Here is a 22,220-nt window from a genome sequence, read left to right on the forward strand (position 1 = left end):
GTGGCGAGGGAGCAAGTTCTCTCGCCACAGAATAGCCTCAGGTTTTTTTACTGCGGCACGGCCAGCCACTCGCCAATGACCTTCTGATACTGGCCGGTAACCTTGCTCAGGTGCAGCCACTGATCGACATACAGTTTCCAGCTGATGTCATCGCGCGGCAGCAGGTACGCCTTCTCGCCGTATTGCATGTATTGATGCGGATTCACCGCGCACAACCCCGGTTTGAGTTTCTGCTGATACAGCGCTTCCGAGGCATCGGTGATCATCACGTCGGCCTTGTTGTCGAGCAGTTGCTGGAAGATCGTCACGTTGTCGTGCAGGGCCAGTTGCGCCTTGGGCAGGAAGGCGTGGACGAAGGCTTCGTTGGTGCCGCCGGCGGGTTCGACCAGGCGCACATCGGGCTGGTTGATCTGTTCGACCGTCTGGTACTTGCTGACATCGGCGCAGCGCACCAGCGGAATTTTGCCGTCGGTGTCGAGGGTGTTGCTGAAGTAGGCTTTTTTCTGCCGTTCCAGCGTCACCGAGATGCCGCCCATGCCGATGTCGCACTTGCCGGCCTGCATGTCCGGCATCAGGGTTTTCCAAGTGGTTTGCACCCATTGGACTTTGACCCCGAGGCTGTCGGCCAGCGAGCGGGCCATGGCGATGTCGATGCCTTCGAAGTCGCCGTCCGCGCGTTTGAAGGTATAGGGCTTGTAGTCACCGGTGGTGCACACGCGCAACTGGCCTTGTTGCTGGATGCTGTCGAGGTGTGAAGCACTTGACTCGGCGTGGGCGCTGGCGGCCACGGTCAGCAGGCCGCAAAGGATCATTGTGCTTTTTAGTGTTGTCATTGTGATCGGGCTTCCGGGAAGGACGGTGGCCCAGTGTAGTGAAAGGCTTTGTCGGGTGTCATCCCGGGGCCGGACTCAACGTGCCGAGCCACGCCACCAATGCAACGATCAGTAAGGCCATTGCCAGTTCAACCACCACGCTGCGTCTGAGCGCATTGGCCGCGACGGCATGCTGCCCATCGCGCAACGATTGTTGCAGCGAAGGGCCAAGGTGAAAGCGGTTCAACGCCGCCAACACCAACATCCCCGCAAACAGTAGAACCTTGATCGCCAGCAGCATCCCGTAAGTGCCGAGCAACACGTCGTCAAGCCTCGGCCCGACGATAAACAGGTAATTCACTGCACCGGTAATCGACAGTGTCAGCACGATCACCGCGCCGATCCATTCAAAGCGCTTGACCGATAACACCAACAGGCGAATGCGCGCCTCATTGACAAGCCCCCGTGCCATCAACACCAGCGCCAACATCGCACCCAGCCACGCGCCCGCCGCGAGCAGGTGCAGAATGTCGCTGAGAAAATGCCAGAACCGCAGCACTCCCTCGTCCATCGCCCCATGCCCGCTCCACGCGAGAGAGGCGAGGGCGACGGCGCCGGCCAACGATGCAAGCCCTGCGCCGGGCCTGATCAACACCACGATCAGCGCGCTCATCCGCAGCGCCCACGCCAGCCCAAGGTCGGTTTCCAGCAGCATCATCTGCAGATGCGGCCACAGCGCCGCGAACGTCGTTTCGCCGCTCATGGCGCGGGTCATCAACACCAATCCGGCGACTGACAACAGCGCCCCGATCAACGCCATCCCGCGCAACATCGGCCGAAAGCGCAGCAACGCCTCAGCGCTGTACAGCGCAAACAACGCCAGCCCGAACAACAGCAGCAAATCCACATACAACGCAAACCGCAGGAGGATGTTGATCAGGTCAGCCATCGCTCACTTCACTTTGAACGTGACATTACCGGTGATCGGGTGCGTGTCGCTAGACACCGCGCGCCATTGGACTTGGTAGGTGCCGGCGGGCAGCGGCGCGAGCGGGGTGATCAGCATGCTTTTCGGGTCGCTGCCGGCACTGACCTTGGCTTTCATCGGCATCGGCGAATGGGCCATGCCGGGCATTTCGGTCATCACCAGTTTGGCGCCGGAGAACTGGGTCAGCAGGTTCTCGGAAAAGTGCAGTTCGATCTTGCCGGGTGCGCCGCCGTCGGCACCTTCGGCCGGGCTCGACGAGAGCAGTTTCGGATGGGCTTGGGCGAGGCTGCTCAGGAGCAAGCCGCTGGCGAGTGCAAGGGTGATGTTCAATGTGCGCATGCAAGACCTCTGGGTTGTTTTCTAATGGGATTCAGAACCACATCCGCACGCCAAGCACGAGGCGCGCTTCGCTGCGATCCTCGCCTTCTTCGCGGGCGTAATCGGCGGTGTTGCCGTAAGTACGGTTCCACGTTACGCCGATGTAGGGGGCAAATTCGCGGCGGATTTCATAACGCAAGCGCAGGCCGAGCTCAGTGTTGGAAAGGCCGGAACCGATGCCCCGTTGCGCATCGTTCTTGCCGTAGACGTTAACTTCGGCGGTGGGCTGCAGGATCAGGCGATTGGTCAGCAGGATGTCGTAGTCACCCTCGAACCGCAGCGCGCTCTGGCCGCCTTCACCGATAAACGCAGTGGCCTCGGCTTCGAAGTTGTACAGCGGCATGCCCTGTAAACCGAACGCGGCCCAGGTCTGCGGCGCGCCGGGTTTGAAGTCCTGACGCACGCCGCTGACCACGTCCCACCAGGGCGATATCGCATGGCCCCAGAGCGCCTGAAGCTCGGCGTCTTCGGTCTTGCCGTTGCTGCGTTCGCCTTCGGAGCGCAGCCACAGACGATCGATATCGCCACCGATCCAGCCGGACAGATCCCAGGCCAACGCGCTGCCGTCATCGGCGTCCTGCCATTCGAGTTTGTCGGCAAGAAAGTAGCTGTTGATCGCGCTGTCGTGGACCTTATGGCCGCCGGGGCTGGTGAACACGGCGGCGCGGTCGGCGTCGGTCAGGGGCGGGATCGGCGTGCGGCTTTCGGTCGGCGCGGCGGGCTGCATCATGCCGTCGTCCATGCTTTGCATGGCCGAGTGATCCATGCCGGACATCTGGCTGTGATCCATGCCCGGCATGTCGCTGGCGGCCATTGCCGAACTGCCGATGAGCAACAAGGAAAACGTGGTGAGTCGAGTCATCAGCGGCCCCTTCATTCTTCCACCCGCACTTCGCGGAACATGCCCGTTTCCATGTGGTACAGGAGGTGGCAGTGATAGGCCCAGCGGCCTAGTGCGTCGGCGGTCACGCGATAACTGCGGCGCGTGCCGGGCGGCATGTCGATGGTGTGTTTGCGCACCTGGAAGTCGCCGTTTTCGTCTTCCAGATCGCTCCACATGCCGTGCAGGTGAATCGGGTGGGTCATCATCGTGTCGTTGACCAGCACCAGGCGGATGCGCTCGCCGTACTTAAGGCGCAAGGGCTCGGCGTCGGCGAATTTGATGCCGTTGAACGACCAGGCGAATTTCTCCATGTGGCCGGTCAGGTGCAGTTCGATTGTGCGGCTCGGATCGCGGCCATCCGGGTCTTCGAAGGTGCTGCGCAGGTCGGCGTAGGTCAGCACACGACGACCGTTGTTGCGCAGGCCGAGGCCGGGGTCGTTGAGTTTGGGGGCGGTGGTCATGGCTTGCATGTCGACCAGCGGATTGTCTTTTTCGCTGTCGGGATGGGATTGCATCGGGCCCATCGCCGAGTGATCCATGGCGCTCATGTCCATCGAACCGTGATCCATGCCGCCCATACCCATGTCGTCCATGGTCACCAACGGGCGCGGATCCACAACCGGTACCGGCGCAGATAGCCCGGCGCGAGTGGCGAGGGTGCCACGGGCATAACCGCTGCGATCCATGGCCTGGGCAAACAGCGTGTACGCGTCGGTGTCCGGCTCGATGATGACGTCGTAGGTTTCGGCCACGGCGATGCGCAGTTCATCGACGCTGACCGGTTTGACATGCAAGCCATCCGCCGCGACCACGGTCATTTTCAGCCCGGGAATGCGCACGTCGAAGTAGGTCATCGCCGAGCCGTTGATCAGGCGCAGGCGCAGCTTTTCGCCGACGCGGAACAGCCCGGTCCAGTTGTTATCCGGCGCGTGGCCGTTCATCAGGAAGGTGTAGGTCGCGCCACTGACGTCGGCGATGTCGGTGGGGTTCATCTTCATGTCTGCCCACATCTTGCGATCGGCGACGGTGGCCCCCCAGCCTTTTTCGCTGACGTCATCGATGAAATCGCCGACGGTGCGTTTGTGGAAATTGTAGTAGTCGGATTGTTTTTTCAGGGTCTTCAGCAGGTTGGCCGGGTTTTCGTCGGTCCAGTCGCTGAGCATCACCACGAACTCGCGGTCGTAGTGGAACGGCTCGGGTTCTTTCGCGTCGATCACCAGCGGTCCGTAAACACCGGCCTGTTCCTGTAAACCGGAATGGCTGTGATACCAGTAGGTGCCGTTCTGCCGCACCTTGAATTGATAGACGTACACGCCGCCCGGCTCGATGCCGTGAAAGCTCAGGCCCGGCACGCCGTCCATGTTCGCCGGCAGCAGAATGCCGTGCCAGTGAATCGAGGTGCTGGCGCTGAGCCGGTTACGCACCCGCAGCGTCACGGTGTCGCCCTCGCGCCAGCGCAGCAACGGGCCGGGCAGGCTGCCGTTGATGGTCATCGCCGTGCGTGGGCTGCCAGTGAAGTTGACCGGGGTTTCGCCGATGAACAGCTCGAACTCGCTGCCGCTCAGTTCATGCAATTGACCGGGAGCGTTCAGCGCCCAGACCGGTGTGCGCCACAGGCCAAGGCCACCGAGCAGGCTGCCGGCGGCGAGGCCTTTGACGAAGGTGCGTCGTGATGGGTTGGAAGGCATGCGCTGGAATCCCCGTTTGACTCATGACGGGAAGGCTAACCAGCGCCAGCTTTCAGTTGGCTGAGGCGGAGATTACAGTTTTGACAGCTTCATTCGCGGCGAGATGATCGGCCAGATCCCGCGCCTGTTGTGACGCCGCGAGCCGCGACTCACGATCAACGTCTTCGCCGAGAATGGTTTTCTCGACGCTCAACTCATGCACATCGCTGATGCCGATAAACTCGAGCCACGCGGCCACATAAGGTTTCTGAAAATCGAAGCGCTCGGCGGGTGTGGCCGATTGCGCAGAGAAATCCATCCCGCAGGCATAGGCGCCCACGGCGGTTTTGTTTTTCAGCAAACCTTGCAGGCCGTGTTGCGGGTCGAAACTGAAGAGGATGTCTTTCTGCGACACCAGGTCGATGAAGTGCTTGAGTTTGTATGGAATGCTGAAATTCCACAGCGGCACCGACAGCACCAGAATATCGGCGCGATGCAGATGCGCGGCGAGGTGTTTGAGCTGATCCCACGCCGTTTGCTGGCGCGGCGACAGCGGTGTGCCATTGAGTCCGGCGTACTTGGCATTCAGCATCTCTTCGTCGAATTCCGGAAGCTGCATGCCCCATAAATCCAGGGTTTCGAGGCGCGTCTGCGGGTGATGCTGTTGATAGCGGTCGATGAACTGGCGCGCGACCTCCAGTGAGGCGGAGCGCTGTTTGCGCGGCGAGCATTCGATGTGAAGAAGAGTGGTCACGTTAAGGCCTCGGCATTCGGTGGGGGAGTGCGAGGCATTGCAACATAGCGAGGATCTAACTATAAATTGTAAATAAATCATCCATTGATCACGTATCTCACTATGTTCGACGCCCTGTTGCTCAAGACCTTTGTCACCGTTGTCGATGAGGACGGCTTCAGTCGTGCCGCGGAAAAACTGCATCTGACGCAGTCGGCGGTCAGCGGTCATCTGCGCCGACTCGAAGAGCAGGTCGGCAAACCCCTGCTCAAGCGCACGACGCGATCGCAACAACTCACCGCCGATGGCGAGCGCCTGATCGCTTATGCGCGGACGATTCTGGCGCTGAACCGCGATGCCTGGGCGCAGCTCACGCGCACGCCGTTTCAAGGGCGGGTGCGGATTGGCGTGTCCGAGGATTTTGTCGAGGCACGGTTACTGCGCGCGTTGCAGGATTGCGCGGCGCAGCATCCGGGCATGGAGATTGATGTGCAGGTGAATATTCCCGGGACCTTGCTGAGCCAGATGCAGCAGGGTGATCTGGAAATGGTCATCGGTTCGCTGTGCGAAACCGGCGAATCTGGCGTTTTGCTGTGGCAGGAGCCGCTGGTGTGGGCCTGGGCCGCGCAACCTGTCGCGCATTTACCGACGCCACTGCCGCTGGCGCTGTTTCCAGAGCCGTGTCCGTATCGCGAAGCCGCATTGACGCGTTTGGCCCGGGCCGGCATTTCTCAGCGAACGGCCATGCTGTGTTCGAGCACGGCCGGGTTGCGCGCAGCGGCGGCATCCGGATTTGCCGTTGCGCCGATGCCGGCGAGTCAGTTGGGGCAGGGGGTGGAAGCGCTGGCAGCGGAACAGGGTTTGCCGGCGTTGCCGGATGCGCAGTTCCGCTTATTTGTCGCAGCGCATGCCGATCCGCAGATGCTCGATGCCGTTTCGCAGGTGATCGTCGATTTCTGTTCGACGCGGCGCCAGTAAAAGGCTTACAGACCGAGGCCTTCCTGCACCGCCAGCAAAAGATTGTTTTCAGTCAGCGCGATGGCATCCAGTTGCTGACCTGTTTCAATCGACTGCACCCACCAATGGCTTTCACCGTGTTCATCCACGGTACGCAGCAGATAGGTGTCCGTGGCTGACGGGATGATTTGCACCCGCCCGGCGCCATCCTCGGTAAACCGCGCAATGGGATCGAATGTCAGGGTTTGATGATTGGCCTCGATCACCAGTTGGTCGATGGCGTAATCGTGGGATTCACCATCCGGAGAACGTTCGCAAACGTGGGTCGGATTGCGCCGAATTTTCAGGCCGACTTCGGTGACCGGCTGCAGCCACGCCTCGATGCGGTGGTACAAGTCGTACACCTGCGCCGGCCAGCAATCGATCTCCAGCGCGGCATCCGCGTGGGTGTGCCGGGTTTGCTTGAGTTTGGCGGCGAGTTCGTCTGCTTTACTCATTTCGGATCCCTTGGTTTGATGGCTGCCTGTTAATCGTAGACCTTTCAACGGGGTACGGCGTTGCCTTGCGTCATGCACTTGCAACACAAGCGTGTCGAAATCAGCGCTGGCCAAGTCTGGTCAGGATCGAAAACCACGGACGCAGGCGTCCCAAGGAGCGGGTAGATGAAAAAGCTGTTTACAATTTTGGCGGTGATTGCGCTGACGGCCGGTAGCATCGGTTTGAGTTCGGCGCGCCAGTCGCAGTCGAGCAAGGCCCAGGCGGAATCGGTGGCGGGGGTGTTCGATTACTACCTGCTGGCGTTGTCCTGGTCGCCGACGTTCTGCCTGACCCACAAAGATGACGCGCAATGTTCCGGCAAGGGCTACGGCTTCGTGCTGCACGGTTTGTGGCCGCAATACGCCAAGGGCGGCTGGCCGGAATCCTGCCCGCCGCTGACCACCCTGTCGGCTGCGGAAACCAGCAAGGGGCTGACGCTGTTCCCGACCAGGAAACTGCTCGACCACGAATGGTCCAAGCACGGCACGTGCAGCGGCCTCGGCGCGATGGGCTATCTGGATGAGGCGGACAAAGCCGTTGGCGCCGTCAAAATCCCGCAGGCGCTGCAACCGTTCAGTTCTTCGTATTACTTCGAAGCCCAGGAAATCGCAGACCTGTTCCGCAAGGCCAATCCAGGGATTCCGGCTGATGGCATCGCGGTGATCTGCAGCGGCCCGGAACTGTCGGAAGTGCGGGTGTGCATGGGTAAGGATCTGCAATTCGGCGCGTGCGGCAAAGGCGTGAAGACGCAGTGCCGGGCGGGGGATATTCGGGTGCCGCCGTCGCGTTGAACTGATTCAAGGTCGAAAGGACCACACGGACCTGGTGGCAAGGGAGTAAGCGCCCTCGTCACAGGTTTTTGGTGAACCCGAGTACGCATCTCCCGGTCAGGCTTTGACCGCCGGCCACCCGCCACGGGTGTATCTATACAGTGCGATGCGCCGTCTGGCCCTTCACAACGGATTAACCGCAAAGCAGGCATCGAAAATAAATCGACGAACAGCGATCATCCAAATGCGCTGTGCGCCGATACATCTGGGCGGGAGCGTGGCGTTTGCCCCGTGCATCCCGGTGGGCTACGCTCACAAAATATAAGGGTTACGGGCATTTGCCCTTGTCGTACCTGCCCAGGACACGTTTTTGCCTATCCCCATTCATGATCCGCATCAAGCCCCTGGAGGCGCCCTTAAACGCCTGCCGCTGCGTAAAGCCGCCGCGTGGTTTATCGTTGCGGTCGGGTTGTGCCTGCTCGGTTTACTGTATTTGCAACTGGAACAGTCACGGCGTCAGGATCTGGCGGTGGCGCAAGTGGCCTCCAGCAACCTGACGCGGGCCATGGCGCAACAGGCCGAGGACACCTTTCTGGCGGCGGACCTGGTCATGACCAGCCTGGTCGACTGGATTCAGAATGACGGTTACGGTGCGGCGCAACGGCCTCGGCTGCAGCAAACCTTCGCCCGGCGGGTGCAGCAGCTGAACCAGTTGCACGGCATCTTCCTGTTCGATACCGAGGGGCAGTGGGTAATTACCTCGTTTACCGATCTGCCCCGTGGCAATGGCGTGGCCGACCGCGAGTATTTCAAGTATCACCAGCAGAACGCCTCGACGCTGGCGCACATCGGCCCGGCCATCCGCAGCCGCGAGAACGGCGAGTGGATCATCCCGATTTCCAAACGCGTCAATGATCGCGCCGGCCGTTTTCAGGGGGTGTTGCTGTCCGGGATCAAGATGTCGTATTTCGATCGCTTCTTCGAAAGCTTCAGCCTCGACGACAACGCCATCATGTTCATCGGATTTACCAACGGCACGTTGCTCGCCCGCCGACCGTTCGATGAAAGCCTGATTGGCACGTCGCTGGCGCAAGGCCAGATCTATCGGGAGTTGCTGCCCGAGGCGTCGGCCGGTACCGCAATGATCAATTCGGTGGTCGACGGCGTCGAGCGTTTGTATGGCTACCGGCGGTTGGCGTCGTACCCGCTGGTGGTGGCCGCCGCCACGTCAAAGGACACGATCCTCGAGGGCTGGTACGCGCGGGCGGTTCAGTCCAGTGTGATCGTGGCGCTGGTCACCCTGGGTGTCGGCCTGTTCGGCTGGGTGTTCATTCGTCAGGTGCGCGATGGTGAGCGCATCGAGAAAAACCTGCGCAAGGCACAGCAGGCGCTGGAACAGATCGCGACCCATGACAGCCTGACCGGACTGGCTAACCGGCGTTTGTTCGAGCGCTCCCTGGAAATCGAGTTTGCCCGAGGCGCGCGACAGGTCAGCCCGGTGAGCCTGATCATGCTCGATATCGACTTCTTCAAGCGTTACAACGACGCCTATGGGCATGTCGCCGGTGACCATTGCCTGACGCAAGTGGCGCAGGTGCTCATGACCTGCTGTCAGCGCAAGGCCGATCTGGCGGTGCGCTATGGGGGCGAAGAGTTTGCGGTGCTGTTGCCGAACACCGATATCAACGGTGCCCTGGCCATTGCCGGGCAGATTCGTCGCAGCGTCATCGACAAACACATTACCCACAGCGGTTCGCCCACCGGCTATCTCACCGTGAGCCTGGGCTGCTATTCGTTTATTCCGAGCGGCAATGACAGCCCGGAAGTGTTTATCCAGCGGGCGGATGAGGCGCTGTATCAGGCGAAAAATGCCGGACGCAACCGCGCCGCGGTGTTTTCGCCGGAGAGCGATGTGGCCGAGCTGATGCGTTCCGACCGCTGACAATCAACCCTGTGGGCGCCGGCCGCGTCGTTAGGCCGGTTGCACAGGACAACGCCCTTACCACGGATGACTCTTGTGCGTTCAGCCGCCCGTGCCACCGCCTGCACCGCCAGTCCCGCCGCCAGCCGAACCGGTGCCGCCACCCGCACCGGAGCCCGATCCGCTGGCGCCGCCATTGGTGCCGGTACCCGACCCCGAGCCACCTGAACTGCTACCGCCGGAAGGCGCGCCCGGCGTGTTGTCCGGGGGCATGGTCGAGCCGGTGGCACCGCCGGATTGGGTGCCGGTGGCATCCGCGCCATCGTTGGCGGCGAAGCTGGCCGCCGAGGCCGTGGCGAGCAGGCCGGCGAGGAATAATGAAGTGAATTTGCGCGTGATCATGGTGCGTCTCCAGAAAGGGGATTGACCTGATATTGGTCTGACGCGCCGACGCCTTGGTGCCGATTGGCTGACCAGTGGTCAACGCCGGGTGCGAGTGGCCTCCTGATCTTCGCGAATATTGGCTATTTGTCGAGAGCAGAGCGGGGGCTAACGTAGCCACACCTTCACTTGCTGCCCGGAGTCACCATGAAACCTCGTACCGATTTCTACACCGCCTCCCCTGACGCGCTGAAAGCGATGATCGCCCTGGAAACCGCCGTTTCCAAACTGCCACTGGAAAAGAGCCTGATCGAACTGGTCAAGCTGCGTGCCTCGCAAATCAATGGCTGTGCGTTCTGCATCGACATGCACACCGCCGACGCGATCAAGGGCGGCGAAACCTCGCGGCGTCTGTTTGCCGTGACCGCCTGGCGTGAAGCACCGTTCTTCAGTGACCGCGAACGCGCCGCGTTGCTGTGGACCGAATCGCTGACCCAACTGAGCCTGACTCACGCTCCGGACGAAGACTATAACGTGGTGGCCGCGCAGTTCACGCCCAAGGAAATGGTCGACCTGAGCGTGGCGATCAGCACTATCAATAGCTGGAACCGCCTGGCCGTGGGCTTCCGTAAAACCCCGCAGGCTTAAGCTTCAACACATAGCCCCTGTGGGAGGCAGCCTGCTCGCGATAGCGTTGTGTCAGTCGACAGCTGCTTCGCTGATACACCGCCATCGCGAGCAGGCTCACTCCTACAGGGGGGAAGTGGGTGAACGTAAAATACGGGATCAATGCGCATCGGCACTCGGCGCGGCCGGTGGTTGCACCTTGCGCATCAAGGGCACCATCGCCGTGGCGATGATGAAGCACAGCATGATCATCAGGAAGGTGTCGCCGTAGGTTTGCGTCTGCGCCTCGCGGTAGGTCAGCAGCCACAATTGGCGCAAGCTGGCGGTGACCCCGACGTCGCCACTCTGGCCCAGCGCGGCGAGGTTGCCGCCGACCTGGGACAGCCACTGATTCATCGCCTCATTGCTGCTGTTCAGGTGCTCGGCCAACCGCGTGAAATGCAGGTTGGTGCGGTCATTGAGAATGGTCGCGCATGCAGCGATGCCAATCGCGCCCCCCAGATTACGCATCAGGTTGAACAGGCCCGACGCATGCTTGAGCCGCGCCGGCGCCAACCCGCCCAAGGTCAATGTCACTGCTGGCGGCACTGCCAGTTGCTGGGCGATCCCGCGTAACGCCTGCGGCAACATCAATTGCCCCGCGCCCCAGTCGTGAGTGATCGGGCTGAATTCCCACATCGACACCGCGAACAGGCCCAGACCAATCATCATGATCCAGCGCAGGTCCATGCGATTGGCCAGAAAGGCATACAGCGGAATCGCCATGATCTGGAACACGCCCGTGGAGAACACCGCCAGGCCAATGTCCAGCGCGCTGTAGCCGCGCACCCGGCCGAGAAACAGCGGCGTGAGGTAGATCGTCGCGAACAGGCCGATGCCGGTGACGAAGGAAAAGAAGCAGCCGAGGGCGAAGTTGCGATCCTTCAGGGCGCGCAAATCGACTATAGGATTGGCCACGTACAAGGTGCGGCCGATGAAGGCCAGTCCGGCGAGGCCGCTGACCCACGCGGTGGTCAGGATGGTCTGGTCGCTGAACCAGTTCCAGCGCGGGCCTTCTTCGAGGGTGTATTCCAAGCAGCCGAGAAATAGCGCGAGAAACACCATGCTCAAATAATCCGCACCCTTGAGCAGGGACAATTCCGGCTGGTCGATTTTCACCAGCATCGGCACCGCCACGGCAACGAAAATCCCCGGCACCAGATTGATGTAGAACAGCCAGTGCCACGAGGAAATATCGGTGATCCAGCCACCGATCACCGGGCCCAGTGTCGGTGCCAGCGAGGCGACCGCGCCAATGGTCGCGGCGGCGATCACCCGTTGTTTGCCGGTGAAGAAAAAGAACGCGGTGGTGAACACCAGCGGAATCATCGAACCGCCGAGAAACCCTTGCAGCGCGCGAAAAGCGATCATGCTCTGGATGTTCCAGGCCACGCCGCACAACAGGCTGGCGACGGTGAAACCGACGGCCGAAGCGCAGAACAGCCAGCGCGTGGAGAACACCCGCGACAGCCAGCCCGACAGCGGAATCACGATGATTTCGGCGATCAGGTAACTGGTCTGCACCCACGCGGTTTCGTCGGTGCCGGCGGACAGTCCGCCGCCGATATCGCGCAACGAAGCCGAGACGATCTGGATGTCCAGCAGCGCGATGAACATGCCGATGCACATCGTCGCGAAGGCGAACACCTTGGTCGCGGTGGCCATGTCCGCCGCGTTGAACGGTTGCGCCGGGGCGGTGAGGGTGGCGCTCATGGTGCAATGGCCACGGCGCGGTTTTCAGGCTGGGCGCGGGTGTCGACTTCGGCGGTCACCGACAGGCCTGGACGCAGATGGCCCAGCACGCCGTCGGCGGGGTCGAGAAGGATGCGTACCGGTACGCGCTGGACGATTTTGGTGAAGTTGCCCGTGGCGTTCTCCGGCGGCAGCACGCTGAACTGCGAACCGGTGGCCGGGGCGAGGCTGTCGAGGCGGCCGTGGAATTCCTGGCCGGACAACACGTCGGCGCGGATGCTCACGCGCTGGCCGGGTTTCATCCGCGCCAGTTGGTCTTCCTTGAAGTTGGCATCGACCCACAAACCGCTGGCAGGCACCACCGACAACTGTTGTGAACCGGCCTGGGCGTAGGCGCCGACGCGTGCGCGGCGGTTGCCGATCACACCGTCGACCGGGGCGCGCAATTCGGTGTAGCCCAGGTTCAATTGCGCCAGATCCCGCTCGGCGCGGGCTTGCTGGAGGGCGGCGCGGGCCTGTTGTTTTTGCGTGTCGATCACCGCGAGCTGGCGTTGCGCGGCGAGCAGTTCAGCCTGCGCACGGGCACTCAAGGCTTGCGCGGTCTTGAAGGTGGCGTCGGCGCGTTGGGCGCTTTCCACCGACACGGCATTGGTTGTCACTAGACGTTTGTAGCGTGCGTTGTCATCCCGCGAGCGAGCGGTCTCGGCGCCGGCGGCGTCGATGCCGGCACGGGCCTGGCCGATCACCGCCTGTTGCAGTTGCTCGGTGGCGTCGAGGTTGGCCAGCAGGGCTTCTTCGGCCGCCACAGCGCCTTCAGCCTTGGCGAGATTGGCGCGGTAATCGCGGGCGTCGAGGCGAATCAGTACGTCGCCGGCCTTCACCGGCTGATTGTCGCTGACCAACACTTCTTCGATATAGCCGGCGACTTTTGGCCCGATTACCGTGACGTCGCCACCGATATAGGCATCGTCGGTTTCTTCGAGAAAACGTCCGGCGCCCCACCAGTGCATGGCGTAAATACCGGCGAAAATCAGCGCGAGCAATCCTGCGCCCGGAAGCAAAACGCGTTTAAGCAGGGGCGGCTTGGTCTTTACCACAACAGGTTCGAGGGTGGGCATGCTAGTCATGGCGGATTACCTGCATAAGCGGATCGTTATTACGGCTGTAATATGATGCAGATAATATTTTGTGGCAAATTATTTCTGGTGCCAATCGTCAGTTGTTTACTTGAGCCAGTGGCCCGGTGTGCTGCCGGTCATGGTTTTGAAGAAGGCGATGAAAGCGCTATCGCTGGCAAAACCCGATTCGAACGCGCAGTAACTCAGGCTGCGCCCGGTGGCGAGCAATTCCATCGCGCGCATCAAGCGCCACTGCTGGCGCCATTGCTGATAACTCATGCCGGTTTCGCGCTGGAAGATTCGCCCGATGGTGCGGCTGCTGGCGCCGACCTGCTGCTCCAGCACTTGCAACTCCGGAGGCAGACGTTCAGGCGTTTTCAACAGGGGTGCCAGGCGCTTGTCCTGAGGTAACGGCAGCAGCATCGGTTGCTGCGCCGCTTCAGCGATTTCGCTCAGACACAGGCCGAGCAGGTGGGAGAGTTTGCCCTGCTGCCAATCGCTGGCGAAATCTGCCAGCGCCATCGGTTCCAGCACCGCACGCAACAACGGGCTGACTTCAATCACGCAGACCTGCTGCGGCAGTGCAGCGCACAGTTCGGGGATCAAGTAGATCGAGCGGTAGTCGACGCTCTGTTGCATCACCGCGCAATGGCTGACACCCGCTGGAATCCACGCCGCCCGCGACGGCGGTAGCAGGCACAGTTGCTGCGCCAGGGTAATTCGCGTGCAGCCTTGTCGCGTGTACAGCAGCTGCCCGCGTTGATGGCGGTGCAAACCGGAGTCGTGATCGCCCAGGGTCGAAGCAATACCGATCACCGGTGCCTGATAGCGATCTGCGTCAAACGTTGCGTGGGCATCGAGCCAGGCCATGGATTGTCCGATTTCAGTGATTAGTTGGCAGGGTCTGGATAATACGCCACTGCGCAATTCTTAAACTCCTCGGCGGTTTATGCGAGGAGTGATGAAGAGTGAACAACAGACATTTCCTGTGGCTGGCGATTGCGTTGCTGATGTTTCCGCAGATCGCGCAAACCCTGTACAGCCCGGCGCTCGGTGATATCGGGCGGGTATTTGACGTTGGCCCGCAAGCCGCCGCGCAGACGTTGTCGGTGCATTTCCTCGCGTTTGCCGTCGGGGTGGTGGTGTGGGGGCGTTTGTGCGATCGCATCGGTCGACGCCCGACGATGCTCGCGGGCCTGGCAATCTTTGCAATTGCCACGCTTTTAGGCCTGCGGGTCAGCAGTTTCAACGGTTTGTTACTGGCGCAGATGTTGGCGGCCTTCGGTGTGGCGGTGGGGTCGGTGGTCACGCAGACCGTGTTGCGCGACCGCTTCAAAGGCGCCGAACTGGCGCAGGTGTTTTCCCTGGTGGGCATCGCGCTGGCGGCCAGCCCGGCGCTTGGCTTGTTCAGTGGCGCCAGCCTGGTGCAGGCCTTTGGGTATCGCGGTGTGCTCGCCGCGTTGCTGTTGCTGGCCACGTTGTTGTGGTTATGGAGTTGCTACACCTTGGTGGAAACCCGGCCAGCGCCGACTGGCCATGTTGCTCTGTTCAAAACGCTTGGGCGCATGTTGCGTGACGCGGGTATCTGGCGCTCGGCGCTGTGGATCGCCTCATTCAACGTGGCGCTGTTCAGCTATTACAGCCTCGCTCCGTTCATGTTTCAGCGGTTGGGTGTGGACGCCAGTGTGTTCGGTTACAGCGGTGTGATCCTCGCACTGGGCTCAGGTTTTGGAGCATGGCTGAACCGGCGCTTATTGACTGTCGGGTTCAAGGCATTGCAGTTGATTCGCCTCGCGGCTGGCATCGCCTTGCTCGGTGGTCTTGGCGTGTGGTCGCTGCAGGGCAGTGTCGCGTTCGTGCTGCCGATGCTGCTGGTGGTGTTGGCGTTTGGCCTGGCGATCCCGAACATTCTCGGTTCGGCCCTGGCCGATTACGCTGATCGGTTGGGCACCGCCGGGGCGTTGTTGGGCTTGATGTATTACCTGCTGATCGGCGCGGGGCTGATGCTCGCTGGCTGGTTTCAAGCCCTCGGGGAAACCCTGATAGCCAGTAGCGCCGTGGCTTTGCTGCTGACAATAAAGCCAGGCAAAGCAATTGTTTAAGAAATGTAAGCGCTGTAGGAAGCGTCTTGCTTTTGTGTGGAATGGCTCCGACTATCACGATCATTGATGACATGGCATTACGCCATTTGATGATCGCAAGGAAGTTGCGTGCCGTTTCCGTTTTGCGCTTTTTTTCGTCGTTGTTCCACGCTTTGCCCGCTGCTGTCGGCCTTTGTGTTGAGTGTGTGTGCCTCCTCGATTGAAGCTGCCGAACCTGTCGCGCCGGGCCAGGAAGTACTGCGCCAGCAACAACAGCAGCAGCGCGATTTGCAACAGTTGCAACTGGAACAGCGCCGCCGTCAGCTGGAGCGCGGGGCTTTCGGTCCGGCACCTACGACCCCGGTCGTAGCGCAAACCGTCGAGCCGGATGAACAGTGCTGGCCGTTAAGCGGCACGCGCATCGGCGGCGTCACGCTGATCGACAGTGACAAACTCAACGCGCGGATCAAACCGTTGCTCGCGCCGTGCATGGGCGTCAGGCAGATCAACCATCTGCTGGCGACCATCACGGCGATTTACGTCGAGAAGGGCTACATCGCCAGTCGCCCTTATCTGCTCAGCGCGCCGGCGGCGGGGCAGTCGCTGGACATCAGGGTCGATGAGGGCTACATCGAGTCCATCGAGCTGGCCGATCAGCGTTTGCCGCTGTCCCTCGGCGGTGCGTTCCCCGGCATGCTCGGCGAGCCGCTGAACCTGCGCGATCTGGAGCAAGGCCTTGATCAACTCAATCGCCTGCGCTCGGTCGATCTGACCGCCGACATCGCCCCCGGCAGCCAGCCCGGCGCTTCGCGGATCATCCTGCGTTCGCGCACTGCCGGGCAGTCGCGCTGGGCCTTGAATGCGGGCATCGACAACCTCGGCAGCGCCAGCACCGGACGTGATCGCGACAGCGTCAGCCTGAGCTTCGACAGTCCGCTGCAACTCAACGACTTGTTGAGCCTTAGCGCCAGCGACACGTTGAATCAGGGCGACCGCTATAACCGCAACGCCAGCCTGTATTACGCGATCCCTTACGGCTACTGGACCTACAGTGTGTTCGCCAGCCATGCCGAATACCGCGCGCCATTCAAACTGCCGAGCGTGACCTTCCACAGCACCGGCATCACCGACCAGATCAGCCTGCGCGCCGACCGCGTGTTGTGGCGCGATCAGAGCCGCCAGCTCAGCGCCAACCTGCAACTGGCGCACAAGGATGTCGATAGCTATCTGCAAGACGTGCGGCTCGGCATTCAGAGTCCGACCCTGACCGTGGCCGAGGCCGGACTCAATCTGTTCTGGCTTGACCGTGCGGTGTGGAACCTCGACGTCAATTACGCGCAGGGCCTGCGCTGGCTCGGTGCCGATGACGACGCGCAGCAACCGATCAACAACCTGCCCAAGGCACAGTTTCGCAAGTACCGCGCCGGCCTCAGTCAGTGGCGCAACGGTCAACTCGGCGAGCAGGCGTGGCAGTGGCAGACCCAGCTCAATGTGCAGTACAGCCCCGATCCGTTGCCGGCGATCGAACAACTGCTCGGCACCGACGATTCGGCGGTGCGCGGCTATCGGGTCAGCAGCGCTTCGGGCGCCAGCGGCGCAATCTGGCGCAACACCCTGCGCCTGCCGCTGCGCAGCGCATGGCCGGTGCAGATCACGCCGCGCGTGGGCCTCGACCACGGCTGGATCAAGGCTGATCACGGCGCTCAAGGCCAACGCCTGAGCGGCGCCAGTGTCGGCCTGAACCTGGGCTGGAAAAACCTGCAGGTGGACGTCGATTACCAACGCAGCCTCAACACCCCAAGCGGTCTGCAGCACGAGCCGCAAACCTGGCTGATGCGCGTAGGGCTGCAGATATGACCGCTATCCATACAAACAACGCAGTGAACGAACAGCCGTCGGACCTGAGCGCGACAGCCACGGCCAAGACTAAAACGCGCGACGTGATGCCGTACTTACATGGAGACGTTTTTATGCCAGCACACACTTTTGCATTTCATCTTTCGCCTCGGGGCAAATTGCGCTGGGCCATCGCCAGCCTGTTCTTCGCCGTGCACCTGCCAAGCGCTCTCGCCGGTGGTGTCGTCGTCGCGCCCGGGCCGGGCGGTACCGCGCAATTGCAGACCCAGGGCGGTGTGCCCATCGTCAACATCGTCGCGCCCAACGGTTCGGGCCTGTCGCACAACCAGTTTCTCGATTACAACGTCGATCGTCAGGGTGTGGTGCTGAACAACGCCTTGCAGGCCGGGCAATCGCAGCTCGCCGGGCAACTGGCGGCCAACCCACAACTGCAAGGGCAGGCCGCGAGTGTGATCCTCAACGAAGTGATCAGCCGCAACCCGTCCGCCATCAACGGTGCACAGGAAATTTTCGGCCGGCCCGCCGATTACGTGCTGGCCAACCCCAACGGCATCTCGGTCAATGGCGGCAGTTTCATCAATACGCCGAATGCCAATCTAGTGGTTGGTCGCCCGGAATTGAATGACGGCAAACTGCAAAGCCTGAACTCCCGCGACGCCAGCGGTCAGTTGCAGATTCAAAACGGTGGCCTGCGCAATGGCGAGGGCTCGATCAACCTGATTGCGCCGCGTATCGACAGCCAGGGCGCGATCACGGCGCGCGATCAGTTGAACCTCACAGTGGGACGCAATCAGGTCGACTACGCCAGCGGTCAGGTGAACGCCGTCGATCCGGCGGGCAACACTTCTGATCAACGCATCGACGCCAGCCTGTTCGGCGCGATGCAGGCCGGGCGCATCAATATTGTCAGCACCGCCGAAGGTGCCGGCGTGCGGGTAGGTGCGGTGCAAGTCGCCGGGCGTGACGGTGTGCAGATTCGTTCGGCCGGCGACCTCAGTGTCAGCGGTAAAGCCGTGGCCAACAGCCTCGACGTCACCCGCGCCGGGATTCGCAGCAATCAGGGCGATATCGGTCTGCACAGTGGCAAGGACCTGACGTTGGCCGCCACCGATGTCAGTGGCCGTGACGTCACCGTCGAGGCCAAACGCAATCTGACCCTGAGCACGGTCGAGAGCCGCAAGCTCCAGGAAAAACGCGAGAACTGGAGCAACAGCACCATTGGCATCACCTGGGAAACCTACGACCGCACCCAGACCGATAGCGAAACCCGTCAGCACGGCAGCCAGATTGTCGCCAGCCGCGACGCGAAATTGGCCTCCGGTAAAGACACCGAACTGAAAGCCGCCAAGGTCGACGCGGCGCGGAAGCTCGACGTGCAGAGCGGCGGCGATCTGCGCCTGACTGCCGCCACTGAAAGCCACACGCAAACCGATCAAGGCAACCACCGCAAACACCTGTGGAAAGCCGACTGGAACAGCAGCAACGAGGAGCAGCGCAGTGTCACCAGCCAGTTGAAGGCTGGCAACATCGCCCTGCAAACCGCCGCCTTGCTGCGCTCCGACGGCGCCGAACTGAACAGCGCCGGTGACCTGCATCTGGCGGGCAAACAGGTGGACATCAGCACCGCCACACGCACCAGCCGCAGCAGTGACAACCGCTATTCCGGTGACCTCGTCGGCGGTGGTTTCTTCGGCAAGACCGGCGATGCCGACAAGGGCCAGACCCGGCATCAGGGCAGCAAGGTCAACGCCGGCGCAAAACTGATCGTCAAGGCTGACGACGTGCGCATCAGCGGCAGTCAGGTGCGCGGCGGCACCGACGCCAGCGTGATCAGCGACAAGGGTTCGCTGATCATCGACGGCGTGCAGGACACCGCGCACAGCAATAACCACGACAAGGACAGCAAGTTCTTCGGCATCACCAAGGACGAATCGCGCCAGAACAGCAAAGACAGCACCACGGTGCGCAGCGAACTGGTGTCCGACAGCAACCTCAAGCTCAAGAGCGCCAAGGACATTGAGGTTGCCGGCTCGACGGTCAAGGCCGGTGGCGCGCTGACGGCGGATGCGACGGGAGAGGTGAATGTGCATTCGGCGCAGAACACTCACGACAGCACTGACACCACGCAAACCCGTGGCTTCGACGCTTACGCCAAAGAACAAACGCCAGAGCAATATCGCGCCGGGATTCACTACGAAGACAAACAGCAAACCGTGACCCGTAATGATGTCACTCAGCAAGGCTCCAGCCTCAGCGGTGGCAGTGTGCAGGTGAAGGCTGGCGGTGACGTCACGCTCAAAGGCGCGGAGGTGAAATCCACCGCTGGCGACACAACGTTGAGCGGCAAAAACGTGTCGTTGCTGGCCGAGGCAGACAGCCACAAAACCTCCTCCGACACCTCCAGCACCGGCGGCGGTTTCTACTACACCGGCGGCCTCGACCGTGCTGGCAGTGGCGTCGATTTCGCCCACGGCACTGCGCAGGATTCGACCAGCAAAACCACCGCACAGACCACCAGCGTACAGAGCCGCGGCGGCCTGACCATCAATGCCGACAAACTCGCCACCGAAGGTGCGCAGGTCAAGGCCGGTAACGGTCTGAATATTGCCGCCAACGAGATCGACAACCGTGCGGCCAGCAACACTGACAGCAGCACGCATAGCGAGAGCAACTGGTCGGCGGACATCGGTGCCAACGTCGAATACAAAGATATTGCTCGGCCGATCGCTGGCGCGGTGAAGGACGTGCTCAACGGCAAGGTGCCGGACAAGGACTCGCTGGCCAATCTCGGTCAGCCGAATGTCGGTATCGACGTTGCGGTCGGTCATGGCAGCGCCAGCAAATCCGAGCAGAGCAGCAACGCTGTGGTCAGCCGTTTTGACGGCGGCACTGTCGATGTGAAAACCACTGGCACGCTGCACGACCAAGGCACGCAATACAACGCCAGCGCCGGCCAGGTGAACATCAGCGCTGACAAACTGCTTGCCGACGCCGCGAGTAACACGCACAACAGCAGCGCTGATGCGGTGGATGCCAAGGTCGATGTGCGCGTCTACACCAAGACCGGTGAAGACGTGAACGTCGCTGGCAGCGGCGCGGGTGGCAGCAGTGCGTCGAGCAAGGACAGTTCCACCGCCGTCGTCGGCGCTTATGCCGGCAGCCAGGGTGTGAACATCAAGGTCGGTGGCGATGCGCAGTTCGAAGGCAGCCGTTTCGATGGCGGGCAGGGCGGAGTGAGCATCAACACCGGCGGTGATCTGGCGCTGAATCAGGCCAACGACCGCCAGCACAGTAACGACAGCAGCCTGCGTGGCAGTGGCTCTCTGACGGTCGGCACCTTGCCGGGGACCGACGGCACCAACCTCGACCTCGGCGCCGGTTTCCAGCTCGATCACACCGGCAAGCAAACCACTGACACCCAGGCCCATGTGGCGAGCATCACCAGCAACGGTCCGGTGCAACTCGACAGCGGCGGAAATCAGCTGCAGCAAGGCAGCAAGATCGACAGCGCTGGCGCCATCGTTCTGCACGCCGACGGCAAGCTTGATCTGCAAGCGGCCGCCGATACTCACACCGCCACCGGCAGCAATCTCGGCGGCGGCTTGAAGGGTGGCGGCAGCAAAACCAGCAGCGAGAAGAGCCGCGATCAGGGCGGCAATCTGAGCGGCAACTTCAATATCGGTCGAGTCAATGAGGCTTCGCAAACCCTCAGCGGTGGTCAGCTCAACAGTCAGAGCGGCCTCGCACTAAGCGGTGATTCGATTCACCTGCAAGGCACGCAAGTCAGCGCACCGAACGTCAGCATCGACGCGCAGAAGGGCGGTTACGTGCAGGAATCGGCGCAGTCCACCGACAACCGCAATAACTGGAATGTCGCGCTGAATGCCGGCGGCAACTTGAGCAGCAAAACCCCGACCGCCGCGGATGAGAAGGCCAGCAGCGATCACGGTTTCAATGCCGGCGCCAAGGTGGGTGTGGATTACTTGCAGGGCAGCACCCAGCAGAACAGCCAGATCAAGGCTGACCATGTGGTGTTGAACAGTGCCGGTGATGCGCAGCTGGCGGGTGCGCGGATCGACGCTAAAGATGTCAGCGGCACAGTCGCGGGTGATCTGAAGGTCGAGAGTCGCCAAGGTTCGAGTAACCATGCCAAGGTCGATGTCGATCTGGGCCTGACCGCGAAGAAAAACCCACCGAGCGACAAGGAACAACTCGCCGGCACCGACTACAAGCCGACGCTGAAAGCGCAGGGCGAGTATGCGCACAAGGACAGCGTTGCGCAGATGTCTGGCATCAGTGGCAGCCAAGGGGTGAACCTCGCAGTCGGCGGCGCGACGCAGCTGACGGGCGCGCGGATTTCGGCTACTGAAGGGAAGGTGGATCTGGGCGGATCGAAGGTCAGTCGCGCTGATCTGAGCAACCGTGACTATGGCGTGAAGGCCGGACTTGATCTGCCACATAAAGCCGAGGAAAACGCACCCAAGGTTTCCCTGGAAAACGGCAACCTGAAAGTCGGCCCGGTCACCCTGAGCGGGCATCTGGACACCCAGACCCTGCAAGCCGGGATCGACGAAAAAGGCTGATCCAATGGCCGGTGGTGGATGCACTTGAACCTGCATCCACCACCGAACCCTGTGGGAGCGAGCTTGCTCGCGAATGCGTCCGCTCAGTCAATGCAATAAGTGACTGATGTTGCGTATTCGCGAGCAGGCTCGCTCCCACATTGTTTTGCGCCAGGCGTTAAATCTCGCGCATCATGCGCGACCTTAAAGACGCCAG

At 61.6% G+C, this 22,220-nt stretch carries 18 protein-coding genes; 7 read left to right on the top strand and 11 right to left on the bottom strand.

Annotated elements, in window-relative coordinates:
- Positions 1–47: 47 nt before the first annotated feature.
- From K5Y35_RS17475 to K5Y35_RS17500, 6 genes are read right to left on the bottom strand one after another with little or no spacing between them, the layout of a single operon-like run.
- The gene (locus K5Y35_RS17475) at positions 48–833 is read right to left on the bottom strand and encodes a transporter substrate-binding domain-containing protein (protein ID WP_222832464.1); all 786 of its coding nucleotides are present in this window, start codon (positions 831–833) and stop codon (positions 48–50) included.
- Positions 834–891: 58 nt separating this feature from the next.
- On the bottom strand, positions 892–1,761 hold the full coding sequence (gene copD, locus K5Y35_RS17480) for a copper homeostasis membrane protein CopD (RefSeq protein ID WP_222832465.1): 870 nt from the start codon (positions 1,759–1,761) through the stop codon (positions 892–894).
- 3 nt (positions 1,762–1,764) lie between these two features.
- A complete protein-coding gene (gene copC / locus K5Y35_RS17485; protein WP_123462142.1) occupies positions 1,765–2,139 on the bottom strand; it encodes a copper homeostasis periplasmic binding protein CopC in 375 nt (124 codons plus the stop codon).
- A 31-nt stretch (positions 2,140–2,170) separates the two neighbouring features.
- Positions 2,171–3,040, bottom strand: coding sequence for a copper resistance protein B (locus K5Y35_RS17490; RefSeq protein ID WP_222832466.1), 870 nt, complete (start codon positions 3,038–3,040; stop codon positions 2,171–2,173).
- Between the two features lie 11 nt (positions 3,041–3,051).
- On the bottom strand, positions 3,052–4,749 hold the full coding sequence (locus K5Y35_RS17495; protein ID WP_222832467.1) for a copper resistance system multicopper oxidase: 1,698 nt from the start codon (positions 4,747–4,749) through the stop codon (positions 3,052–3,054).
- Between the two features lie 52 nt (positions 4,750–4,801).
- Positions 4,802–5,482, bottom strand: a complete 681-nt coding sequence (locus K5Y35_RS17500) for an FMN-dependent NADH-azoreductase (RefSeq protein ID WP_222832468.1) — start codon at positions 5,480–5,482, stop codon at positions 4,802–4,804.
- Positions 5,483–5,584: 102 nt separating this feature from the next.
- On the opposite strand from K5Y35_RS17500, the gene K5Y35_RS17505 reads away from it, so the two are divergent.
- Positions 5,585–6,439 carry a LysR substrate-binding domain-containing protein gene (locus K5Y35_RS17505; RefSeq protein WP_222832469.1) on the top strand — a complete coding sequence of 285 codons (855 nt, stop codon included), beginning with the start codon at positions 5,585–5,587 and terminating at the stop codon, positions 6,437–6,439.
- Between the two features lie 5 nt (positions 6,440–6,444).
- Here K5Y35_RS17505 and K5Y35_RS17510 read toward each other — a convergent pair whose 3' ends face one another.
- Positions 6,445–6,915: a hypothetical protein gene (locus K5Y35_RS17510; protein WP_123462150.1), complete on the bottom strand. Its 471-nt coding sequence runs from the start codon at positions 6,913–6,915 to the stop codon at positions 6,445–6,447.
- A 165-nt stretch (positions 6,916–7,080) separates the two neighbouring features.
- Between K5Y35_RS17510 and K5Y35_RS17515 the strand changes: the two genes are divergently transcribed.
- Both K5Y35_RS17515 and K5Y35_RS17520 read left to right on the top strand, forming a co-directional pair.
- Positions 7,081–7,746, top strand: a complete 666-nt coding sequence (locus K5Y35_RS17515; protein WP_123462152.1) for a ribonuclease T2 — start codon at positions 7,081–7,083, stop codon at positions 7,744–7,746.
- Positions 7,747–8,095: 349 nt separating this feature from the next.
- Positions 8,096–9,667, top strand: coding sequence for a sensor domain-containing diguanylate cyclase (locus K5Y35_RS17520; RefSeq protein WP_222832470.1), 1,572 nt, complete (start codon positions 8,096–8,098; stop codon positions 9,665–9,667).
- A gap of 81 nt (positions 9,668–9,748) precedes the next feature.
- Here K5Y35_RS17520 and K5Y35_RS17525 read toward each other — a convergent pair whose 3' ends face one another.
- Positions 9,749–10,048 carry a hypothetical protein gene (locus K5Y35_RS17525; protein ID WP_222832471.1) on the bottom strand — a complete coding sequence of 100 codons (300 nt, stop codon included), beginning with the start codon at positions 10,046–10,048 and terminating at the stop codon, positions 9,749–9,751.
- A 186-nt stretch (positions 10,049–10,234) separates the two neighbouring features.
- Here K5Y35_RS17525 and K5Y35_RS17530 point away from each other — a divergent pair, with 186 nt between their 5' ends.
- On the top strand, positions 10,235–10,675 hold the full coding sequence (locus K5Y35_RS17530) for a carboxymuconolactone decarboxylase family protein (protein ID WP_222832472.1): 441 nt from the start codon (positions 10,235–10,237) through the stop codon (positions 10,673–10,675).
- A gap of 138 nt (positions 10,676–10,813) precedes the next feature.
- Here K5Y35_RS17530 and K5Y35_RS17535 read toward each other — a convergent pair whose 3' ends face one another.
- The 3 genes from K5Y35_RS17535 to K5Y35_RS17545 all read right to left on the bottom strand — a co-directional run bounded on the left by K5Y35_RS17535 (position 10,814) and on the right by K5Y35_RS17545 (position 14,373).
- Complete coding sequence (locus K5Y35_RS17535; protein ID WP_222832473.1) at positions 10,814–12,406, bottom strand: DHA2 family efflux MFS transporter permease subunit; 1,593 nt, start codon at positions 12,404–12,406, stop codon at positions 10,814–10,816.
- Positions 12,403–13,512 carry an HlyD family secretion protein gene (locus K5Y35_RS17540; protein WP_222832474.1) on the bottom strand — a complete coding sequence of 370 codons (1,110 nt, stop codon included), beginning with the start codon at positions 13,510–13,512 and terminating at the stop codon, positions 12,403–12,405. The genes K5Y35_RS17535 and K5Y35_RS17540 overlap by 4 nt, the downstream gene beginning before the upstream one ends.
- Before the next feature lie 96 nt (positions 13,513–13,608).
- Positions 13,609–14,373 (bottom strand): AraC family transcriptional regulator, encoded by a 765-nt coding sequence (locus tag K5Y35_RS17545; protein ID WP_222832475.1) that lies wholly within the window; start codon positions 14,371–14,373, stop codon positions 13,609–13,611.
- A 98-nt stretch (positions 14,374–14,471) separates the two neighbouring features.
- Here K5Y35_RS17545 and K5Y35_RS17550 point away from each other — a divergent pair, with 98 nt between their 5' ends.
- The 3 genes from K5Y35_RS17550 to K5Y35_RS17560 all read left to right on the top strand — a co-directional run bounded on the left by K5Y35_RS17550 (position 14,472) and on the right by K5Y35_RS17560 (position 22,024).
- Positions 14,472–15,605, top strand: a complete 1,134-nt coding sequence (locus K5Y35_RS17550; RefSeq protein ID WP_315985699.1) for an MFS transporter — start codon at positions 14,472–14,474, stop codon at positions 15,603–15,605.
- 108 nt (positions 15,606–15,713) lie between these two features.
- The gene (locus tag K5Y35_RS17555; protein ID WP_222832476.1) at positions 15,714–17,441 is read left to right on the top strand and encodes a ShlB/FhaC/HecB family hemolysin secretion/activation protein; all 1,728 of its coding nucleotides are present in this window, start codon (positions 15,714–15,716) and stop codon (positions 17,439–17,441) included.
- A 113-nt stretch (positions 17,442–17,554) separates the two neighbouring features.
- Positions 17,555–22,024 (top strand): hemagglutinin repeat-containing protein, encoded by a 4,470-nt coding sequence (locus K5Y35_RS17560; protein ID WP_222832477.1) that lies wholly within the window; start codon positions 17,555–17,557, stop codon positions 22,022–22,024.
- The last annotated feature ends 196 nt before the right edge of the window (positions 22,025–22,220 follow it).

The organism is Pseudomonas sp. SC3(2021) (genome assembly GCF_019856535.1).
GTDB lineage: Bacteria > Pseudomonadota > Gammaproteobacteria > Pseudomonadales > Pseudomonadaceae > Aquipseudomonas > Aquipseudomonas monsensis.